General features: G+C 71.2%; 5 protein-coding genes. 1 reads left to right on the top strand and 4 read right to left on the bottom strand.

From position 1 onward, the window contains the following. Positions 1-6 precede the first annotated feature (6 nt). Positions 7-729: an arsenical resistance protein ArsH gene (arsH, locus tag ACV22W_RS07190; RefSeq protein ID WP_448018556.1), complete on the top strand. Its 723-nt coding sequence runs from the start codon at positions 7-9 to the stop codon at positions 727-729. 69 nt (positions 730-798) lie between these two features. Here the strand turns inward: arsH and treY are convergent, their stop codons facing one another. From treY to glgX, 4 genes are read right to left on the bottom strand one after another with little or no spacing between them, the layout of a single operon-like run. Continuing rightward, entirely contained in the window at positions 799-3573 is a 2775-nt protein-coding gene (gene treY, locus ACV22W_RS07195; protein WP_448018557.1) for a malto-oligosyltrehalose synthase, read from the bottom strand. Beyond that, entirely contained in the window at positions 3570-5825 is a 2256-nt protein-coding gene (gene malQ / locus ACV22W_RS07200; protein ID WP_448018558.1) for a 4-alpha-glucanotransferase, read from the bottom strand. The genes treY and malQ overlap by 4 nt, the downstream gene beginning before the upstream one ends. Continuing rightward, positions 5822-7693, bottom strand: a complete 1872-nt coding sequence (gene treZ / locus ACV22W_RS07205; protein WP_448018559.1) for a malto-oligosyltrehalose trehalohydrolase — start codon at positions 7691-7693, stop codon at positions 5822-5824. Before treZ ends, malQ begins: the two co-directional genes overlap by 4 nt. A 9-nt stretch (positions 7694-7702) precedes the next feature. Next, positions 7703-9817 (bottom strand): glycogen debranching protein GlgX, encoded by a 2115-nt coding sequence (glgX, locus tag ACV22W_RS07210; protein WP_448018560.1) that lies wholly within the window; start codon positions 9815-9817, stop codon positions 7703-7705. Positions 9818-9830: the final 13 nt, after the last annotated feature.

Consider the following 9830-nt stretch of genomic DNA (forward strand, 5'->3'; position numbering starts at 1 on the left):
CCATCCATGACCGACCGCCTGACCGACCTGCCGCAACTCGACCCCGAACTCTTCCGCGTGCCGGACGCAAGCCGCTTGCGGCCGGCGTCGCCGTCCACGCATCCGCCGCGTTTCCTGCTGCTGTACGGTTCGTTGCGCGAGCGTTCGTTCAGCCGCCTGCTGGTCGAGGAGGCCGAGCGTCTGCTCACGGCGATGGGTGCCGAGGTGCGCGTGTTCAATCCGAGCGGCCTGCCGTTGCCCGACGATGCGCCGGAGAGCCACCCGAAAGTCGTCGAGCTGCGTGAACTGGTGCAGTGGTCGGAAGGGATGGTGTGGTGCTCGCCGGAACGGCACGGCGCGATGACCGGCATCATGAAGTCGCAGATCGACTGGATTCCACTGACGGTCGGCGCCGTGCGGCCGACGCAGGGCAAGACGCTCGCGGTGATGCAGGTCAGCGGCGGCTCGCAGTCGTTCAACGCGGTGAATCAGATGCGCGTGCTCGGGCGCTGGATGCGCATGCTGACGATCCCGAACCAGTCGTCGGTAGCCAAGGCGTTCATGGAATTCGACGAAGCGGGGCGGATGAAGCCGTCGGCCTATTTCGATCGCGTGGTCGACGTGATGGAGGAACTGGTGAAGTTCACGCTGCTGACGCGCGACATCGGTCCGTATCTGGTCGACCGGTACAGCGAGCGCAAGGAGAGCGCGGAGGCATTGTCGAATCGGGTGAATCAGCGGGCGATCTGAACCTTACGGGTAACTGGAGCGCGGTGAGAAGGGGGCCTCGAGGCGCTGGCCGCCTTCGCAGAAAACCGATTACGTTCGCGGGCCCTTCGTATCGATGGCCACCAGCACCGCAACCGGCAATGCGGCCAGACAGCGATCGAGCCGGATCACGCCGTCCGGCGCCGCGACTTCGCTTCCGTCGCTCAGCCAATCGATCCACCGCTCGCCGGCGCCGTGCGGCACGACTACTGCCGTATCGCCCCATTCCCGCGGTTCCACGCGCGGCAACTCCGGTGCTTCGCCGAGTAGGCGGCACGCAAGCCGCGTCACCGCGACCACGACCGTCGCAGCCTCGTCGCGACGCGCGAAGGCCACCGCATGCCGCCCGAGTTTTCCGCGCACGCGCAGCGGCACGTACGCGCCATCTGTAAACGTCCTCGGCCAGCGCGTGCGCAACGCGAGCATCCGCTCGACGAGCGCGCGCTTTACCCGCGCATCGGGCCAGTCGCGCAGGTACGCGGCGACCGGCTCGTCGACCCGCTCGGCCGCCAGCTTCTCAAACGGCACGTCGCGCCGGTTGTCCGGATCGACGAGCGAGTGATCCCATGACTCGGTACCTTGATACAGATCGGGCACGCCCGGCGACGCCATCCGCAACGTCGCCTGCGCGAGACCGTTGACGACGCCGGCCGGCGCGATTCGCGCGACGAACGCATGCAGTCGGTGCACGAAATCGCCCGTGCAGTGCGGCGTCATGATCGCGCGGACGAATGCCTCGCAAGCGCGCTCGTAGCCCGCGTCCGGCGCGAGCCAGTCCGTATGCCGTTTCGCCTCGCGCAGCGCCTTCGTCTGCCATCGCACCACGCGTTCCGTGAGCGCCGCGAGTCCGGCCGCGTCGTCGGGTGCGAGCCCCGGCGGCCAGCAGCCGACGAGCGTCTGGTACAGCATCGCCTCCGCGGAAGGCCCCGGCGTCCAGGCAAGGTCGCGATGCGCGGCGCCGCGCCGAGACTGGTTCAATGCGGACCAGTCGAGCGACATCGCGCGCCACAGGTCCGGCACTTCGCTCAACACCGCGAGCCGCGCGCGCGCATCCTCGCCGCGCTTGTGATCGTGCGTCGCGGTCGCGACGAGCGTATGCGGCACGGTGCGCGCGCGACGCCGGTTGCGTGCGTGGAACGCGCCGCGCGACAGGCTGAACTCGCCGGCATCGGCGCCGACTTCGTTGCGCGACAGCAGCCGTCCGTAGCGATAGTTGGCCGTGTCCTCGACGCCCTTCGCGGCAAGCGGCGCGGTGAGCTGCGCGAACGCGACACGCGCCGCGTGCAGCGCCGCGGCATCCGCGCGCGGCACGCGCGTGCCGGGCAGCCCGAGCCAGCCGGCGACGCGATCGAGCGCGTAGCGGTCGGACGGATCGATCGCCGCACAGGCCGCGTCGTACGCGCGCGCCAGCACGCGACGATCGGAGGCGGCCGGCTCTTCGCCGAGGGTCGGGTACATCCGGTACACGGGCAGATGCACGGCGAGCTCGCCCAGTACCCGATGGATCGCGATCCTGCTGATGTCGCGCGTGGCGGGCGCGGCGCGGGCGACGCGGTGCAACGCCAGCGCGACGCGTTCATGCTCGCCCGCCAGCTGCCGAGTCAGCACGCGCCGCTTGCCGGCCACCGCTTCCCGAGCGAACGAGCGCGCCGATCCCGACACGGCTGCCCAGTGCGCGGCGAGCGGCGCGGCGCCGGCCGGGTCATGCAGCAGTGCGGCTACGTCGTTCATGAAGTCGTAGCCGGTCGTGCCGTCGACGCGCCAGTCCTCGCGCAGCGTCTCGCCCGGCGCGAGAATCTTCTCGACGACGACATACGGCCGTTCGTCGCGCTGCGCGGCGAGCCGCGCATGCAGGCGCCGGCAATACGCGCGCGGGTCGGCGAGGCCGTCGACGTGATCGACGCGCAGCCCGTCGATGAAGCCGGCCGCATGAAGTTCCAATGGCAGCGCGTGCACCGCGTCGAACACCGCTTCGTCCTCGACGCGCACGGCCGCGAGCGTCGCGATGTCGAAGAAACGCCGCCAGTTCAGTTCGTCGGCGGCCGTGCGCCACCATGCGAGCCGGTAATGCTGGCGTTCGAGCAGCCGGTGCAGGCACGCGCGCGAGCGCGCGCGGCGCGGATCGGCGCCGCGCAGGATCGCGTCGAACGCATGCGGGCCGTGGGTGGCGGCGTAGTCGCGCAGCGCAGTATGCGCATCCGCGAGGCGCGCGCTGCCGCGCATCGCCGCGGAAGCGAAACGTTCGGCGAGTGCGTTGAGGTCCGCGCGATTGGCGATGCGCAAAATTTCTGCATAAGTTGCGGCGGCGACCGGCAACCTCCTGCCCGGGCATGCGATGAAGAAGCGCCCGGTCGACGGATCGGCGCCGAGCGTGATGTCGCCGGCCGCGAGCGCGTCGCCGTACGGCGCGCCAAGGCACGGCAGCAGCACTTTGCCGTCGAGCGCCGCATCGGGCGGATGCCAGACGATGTCGAAGTAGCGTGCATACGGGCTCGCCTGCCCCCATTCGAGCACGTCGTTCCACCAGTCGTTCGATGCGCCGCCGACACCCATGTGGTTCGGCACGATATCGACGATCACGCCGAGGCCGCGCGCACGCAACGCGTCGACGAGCCGGCGGAAACCGGCGTCGCCGCCGAGTTCCGCACTGATCGCGCGATGGTCGACGGTGTCGTAGCCGTGCGTCGAGCCGGGCTCGGCCGTCGTGATCGGCGACAGGTACAGGTGGCTCACGCCGAGCCGCGCGAAATAGTCCGCGTGTGCGGCCGCGTCGTCGAACGTGAGGCCTGCGTGCAACTGCAATCGCAGGGTCGCGCGCGGGGTCATGCGTCGTCCTCCGATGCATGGCGTGCGCGCTCGATCGCCGCGATTCGCGTGCGCACGTCTGCATCGAACAGCGCGTCGACCGTGCGCGGCAGCCGGCGCAGCCAGTTCGGATGGCCGCGTGGCGGGCCGGGGAGGTTCGGCTGCTCGGGCAGCGCGAGCAGATCCTCGAGCGGCACGATCGCGAGCGGCGACGGGCTGCGCGCGACGTACGCGAGGACGGCGTCGACGGGTGGCGTATCGGCGGGCGGGATCGGGTCGCTCGCCGGTGCGCAGCCCGCTCGTTGCAACGCGCGCCACAGCATCGCGCGGTCGGCGGTGCGTTCGGCCCGGGCGGCCGTGAGGTCTGGAGCGGGCGACGCAGTGTTCCGCGCGGAGGGCGCGCCGTGGCTGCCATCCGTGGCCGGCGTATCGTCACGCATGACCGGATCGTTCCGTTCGTCGCGGCCCGAGCCCAGTGCGGCCGCGGCGCGACCGATGTCGTCGCCGTCGTTGCGTCCACGCTCGGCCGCAGCGGCATCCGCATCCACCCCGGCCACGACCCGCCGCCATTCGAGATCGACGCCACGCCACCAGCCGGCCACCGTCGGCAGATCATGCGTCGACGTCATTGCGATCGTGTCGCGATCCCACGCCGACGGCGGCCGAAACGCGCGATCGGCTTCACGTTCGAACCACAGCACGCGCATCCCCGCGATGCCCTGCGCGCCAAGCCGCTCGCGAAAACCTGTCGGCACCGTGCCGAGATCTTCGCCGATCGCGACCGCGCGATGCCGTGCCGCCTCCAGCGCGACCAGCCGGACGAGATCGTCGACCGGATAGCGCAGGTACGCACCGTCGCGCGGCGAGCGGCCCTCCGGCACGATCCACATCCGCGCGAAGCCGAGCACGTGATCGATGCGGATCCCGCCCGCATGCGCGAAGGCCGCGCGCAGCAGCTCGAAGAACGGCGCGAAGCCGTTCGCGCGCAGTGCGGCGGGTGTCCACGTCGTCACGCCCCAGGCCTGGCCGTCCGCATTGAACAGGTCGGGCGGCGCGCCGACCGACACGCCGCGCAGCAACGTCGTGCCATGCGCCCACGCATCGCTGCCGGCCTGGTCGGAGCCCACCGCGAGATCGGCGATCAGCCCGATCGCCATCCCCGCATCGCGCGCCGCATGCTGCGCGTTGCCGAGCGCGTCCGACGCGCACCATTGCAAGAACGTATGGAACGCGATCGACTCGGCATGCGCATGGGCGAAGGCGTCGACCTCGGCCGACGCCGGCGTCCGCCATTGCGCGGGCCATTGCCGCCAGTCCGCGCCGATCCCGTGTTCGATGCAGAACGCCTGCAGCGCGTCGAAGCGCGTATGCGCGTCGAGCGCCGCACCGCCTGTCGCGCGGAACCGCTCGAACGCGTCGCGCGACGGCTCGCCGTTCGCGCGCCACGCGTCGAAGCACGCGCGCAACCGACGCAGCTTCAGCGGCAGCACGTGCGGCCAGTCGATCAGCGGCGTGTCGCCCGCGTTGGCGATGTCCGGCGCCGCACCGCGCGTTCGCCGCACGATGTCGGCCCCCGGCACCGCATCGCAGTCGAGATACGCGACGTTGTGCCAGCGCCGCGACGACGGCGAATACGGACTGTCGCGTTCGGGCAGCGCCGGATACCCGGCATGCGTCGGACTGGTCGCGACCGCGTGCGCGCCGTGCCGCGCCGCGCGCGTGGCGAGGCCGGCGAGCGCGGTGTAGTCGCCCGCGGCGTCGTCGCCCGGGCGGCGCAGGCTGTAGATCTGGGCCGCGATGCCCCAGCGGCGCCGCGTGTCCGGCGCGTCGTCGCGGGCATCGAACGGCCGGGTCCGCGGCGGCGCGATCGCAAGGCCGATCCGCTGCTCGCCGATGTCGAGCGCGTGATAACCGGGCACCGCGAGCGGCGGCAGCGTGCCGTGTTCGCCCGCGCCGGTCACGCGCCCGTCGACGTGTCCGCCCGATTCGAGTGAAATCCGGAAGCGCGCGCCGGGCGGTGCGACATCGCGCGGCAGCGTGAGCGGCACGCCGGCGTCGCCGGTCACGACGCGCGGCGTCGCGTCGTGCGCGTCGGCGAGCGCCGCCGCGCTGTCGACCCGCTCGATCGGCGTGCCGCACGGCCAGCCGAGTGCATCGACGAGCGCGACGAGCGCGTCGTCGTCCACTCGCCGGGCGACGCCGCCCGAATCGACCCAGTCGGGCTCCAGCCCGGCCGCACGCGCGAGATCGGCGATCGCGACGTCGGTCGTCATGGCCGCGTATGCCCGTTCGAGCGGTGGCTCAGCGCATCGTGGTTCACCGCGCCGTCGCGCCACGCGATGCAGGTGCACGCGGGCAGCCGCGCGTCGGCCAGCCGGTCGCGCGCGCGCGGCGGCGTCTCGAACACGATCTTGCCGACCGGCAGCGCGGGCAGCATCGCGTCGTGCGAGCCGGGATTGAACGCGATCGTCAGCGTGCTGCCGTCGCCGAGCCGCCAGCGTGCGACGAGCGCCTCCGCAGCGCCGTCGCCGTTGCAGGCCAGCAGTTCGACGCCGAGCGCGCGGGTGCCCGGCAGGTGCGGCGTCACGAGCGCCGCGCGCACGGTCAGCGCGCTGCGATAGAAACACCGCCACGCGTCGGCGTCGGGCCATGCGTCCTCACCGGCATGGCCGGGCGACGAGCGCACGAAGGTGCCGACGTCGTTCGGATCGGGAATCGCGTCGCGATGCGCGGGATCGGCGAATGCGGGAAACGCGGCGAACTCGCGGCGCCGGCCTTCGCGCACCGCGTCGGCGAGCGCGCCGCGATAGTCGGTGAAGAACTGGAACGGCTGCGTGCTGCCGTCTTCCTCGCCCATGAACAGCAGCGGAATCTGCGGCGCGAGCAGCATCAGGGCGGTGGCCGCGCGTACCGCGTCGTCGTTCGCGAGCGCGCGCAGCCGTTCGCCGAACGCGCGGTTGCCGATCTGGTCGTGGTTCTGCAGGAACGAGACGAACGCGGTCGGCGGCAGGTGCGCGCTCGGCTCGCCGCGCGGCGAGCCGTCGTGCAGCGGCGACGGCTCGCCCTGGTACGCGAACCCTTCGCCGAGGGTGCGCGCGAGATGGCGCAGCGGCGCATCGGCGTACGCGCGGTAATAGCCGTCGCGCTCGCCGGTCAGCAGCACGTGCGCGCTGTTGTGGAAATCGTCGTTCCACTGCGCGTCGAAGACGTCGGGCCCGAGCAGGCTCGCCGCATTGCGTTCGTTCTCGAGCACCAGGTGCACGTGACGCGCGTCACCCGCATACGCGCGCACGCGGCGCGCGAGCGCGCGCAGCCACGCGTCGTCGTCGATCGCATGCGCGGCGTCGATGCGCAGGCCGTCGAAACGGAATTCGTCGAGCCAGTACAGCGCGTTGTCGATGAAGAATGCGCTCGTCTGCGCCCGCGAGAAGTCGATCGCGGGCCCCCACGCGGTCTGCCTGTCCGCACGGAAGAATTCCGGCGCATAGCGCGGCAGCATGTTGCCTTCGGGGCCGAAATGGTTGTACACGACGTCGAGCAACACCTGCAGCCCGAGCCCGTGCGCCGCATCGACGAGCGCCTTCAGCTCCTCGGGCCGTCCGTACGACGCGTCGGGCGCGAACGGCAGCACGCCGTCGTACCCCCAGTTGCGGGCGCCGGGGAATGCGTTGACGGGCATCAGCTCGATCGCGGTCACGCCGAGCGCGGCGATCTCCCGCAGGCGTCGCTCGACGTTCGCATAGCCGCCGCACGCGCCGACGTGCAGTTCGTACAGCACCGTCTCGTGCCACGGCCGGCCACGCCACGCATCGTTGCGCCAGCGGTATGCGGTCGGGTCGACGACCTGGCTCGGGCCATGCACGCCATCGGGCTGGAAGCGCGACGCGGGATCGGGCACGGCGAGACCGTCGTCGAGCAGGAAGCGGTAAAGCGTGCCGGGGCCGTATGGTGCGACGACCTCGAACCAGCCGTCGCCGACGGCCGGCATCGGGACGCGCTGCTCGCCGTGCAGTTCGACCGAGGCCGTGCGGCTCGCGGGCGCCCACAGGCGGAAGCGCGTGTGGGTAGTGTCGATGCAGGCCGCGCCGAACGACGACGCGAATGCATGCGTGCCGGGCGGATGGGCGATACGTGACGTCATGGCGTTTCCTCACGAGGGCTGGGCGTGCGGCACGGCCGCGACCGCGATCACGGCGGCGTGCGCGGCCACGTCGAGGCCGGCCTCCGGCCACGAGCGCGGGCCGGCGTCGGGTGTCGCGGTGTCGAGCAGCACGCGGTAGTCGAGCACGGGCGCGGGCAGCTTGAACGTGATGGCGTGGGTCGATGCATTCAGCATCACGAGCAAGGCCTCGGTGCGCCCCGTGCGGCCGGTGCCGACACGGCGCATCGTCAGCGCGCGGCGCTCGCCGTCCTCCCACGCCGGCACGCTCATCGCGCCGCCGCGTTCGTCGAACCAGTCGATCTCGTGCATGCCGGGCGCGCCCTCGCGGTCGCCGGACGGATAGCGCGGCGCGGACATCACCGGATACATGCGCCGCAACGCGGCGAGTCGCGATACGAAACGCATCATCTGCACGCCGTCGTCGCTGCGTGCAAGGTCCCAGTCGAGCCAGGACAGTTCGTTATCCTGGCAATACGCGTTGTTGTTGCCGTGCTGCGTGCGGCCGAATTCGTCACCGGCGACGATCATCGGCGTGCCGAGCGCGGTGAACAGCGTCGCGAGCATCGAGCGCGCGACGCGCACGCGCAGGTCGCGGATCGACGCATCGTCGGTCGCGCCTTCGACGCCCCAGTTCGCGCTGCAGTTGTCGTCGCGGCCGTCGCGGTTGTCTTCTCCGTTCGCGTCGTTGTGCTTGTGCGCATACGACACGAGATCGGCGAGCGTGAAGCCGTCGTGCGCGGTGACGAAGTTCACCGATGCCCACGTATGGCGCCGTTGATGATTGAACAGGTCGGCCGAGCCCGCGAGCCGCGCGGCGAGTTCGGGGCGTTGCCCGGCGTCGCCGCGCCAGAAGCGCCGCACGGTGTCGCGAAAGCGGTCGTTCCATTCGGCGAAGCCGGGCGGGTGGCGGCCGAGCTGATAGCCGCCGGGCCCGAGGTCCCACGGTTCGGTGATCAGCTTGCGCTGCGCGAGCACCGGGTCCTGCCGCAGCGCGTCGAAGAATCCCGCGCCCGGCTCGAAGCCGTGATCCTCGCGGCCGAGCGTCACGCCGAGATCGAAACGGAAGCCGTCGATGTTGAACGCGGTGGCCCAGTAGCGCAGCGAGTCCATCACCATCTGCACGACGCGCGGGTGCGACATGTTCAAGGTGTTGCCGCAGCCGGTCTCGTCGACGTGGTAACGCGGGTCGTCCGGCCGGAGCCGGTAGTAGCTCGCATTGTCGAGGCCGCGCCACGACAGCGTGGGGCCGAGCTCGTTGCCTTCGCACGTGTGGTTGTAGACGACGTCGAGCACGACCTCGATGCCGGCCGCGTGCAGCTGCCGGATCGCGATGCGCATTTCGTCGAGCCGCCGCGTCGACAGATACGACGGCTCCGGCGCGAAGAACGCGGCCGTGTCGTAGCCCCAGTAGTTGCGCAGTCCGCGGTTCACGAGCGCGCGCTGCTGCAGGAACGCGTGCACGGGCAGCAGCTCCACGGTGGTCACGCCGATCGACAGCAGGTGATCGATGAACGCCGGATGCGCGAGCGATGCGAAGGTGCCGCGCTCCGGCGCGCGCAGCCCGGCGCGACGCATCGACGCGCCGCGCACGTGGGCCTCGTAGATCACGGTGCTGCGCCACGGCACGTCCGGACGCCGGTCGGTGCGCCAGTCGAACGCCTCGTCGACGACCACGGCCTTCGGCATCGCGGGCGCGGAGTCGCGGCGGTCCATCGACAGGTCCGCGCGGTTCGAATGCACGCGATAGCCGAACAGCGCGTCGGACCAGCGGAAATGACCGACCAGCTTGCGTGCGTACGGGTCGAGCAGCAGCTTGGTCGGATTGAAGCGGTGGCCGTGCTGCGGCTGGTACGGGCCGTCCGCGCGAAAGCCGTACACGGTGCCCGGATGCGCGTTCGGCAGGTAGCCGTGCCACACCTCGTCGGTGCATTCGGGCAGGTCGAGCCGCGCGAGTTCCTTGCGGCCGGTCGGGTCGAACACGCACAGCTGGATACGCTGCGCGTGCGCGGAAAACACCGCGAAGTTGGTGCCGAGACCGTCCCAGGTCGCACCGAGCGGATAGGCGCGGCCGGGTTCGAGTCGGGATGGCAGGGCGGTCGGCATGGGAAGGGTCTCC

Source organism: Burkholderia sp. AW49-1, from assembly GCF_053427845.1.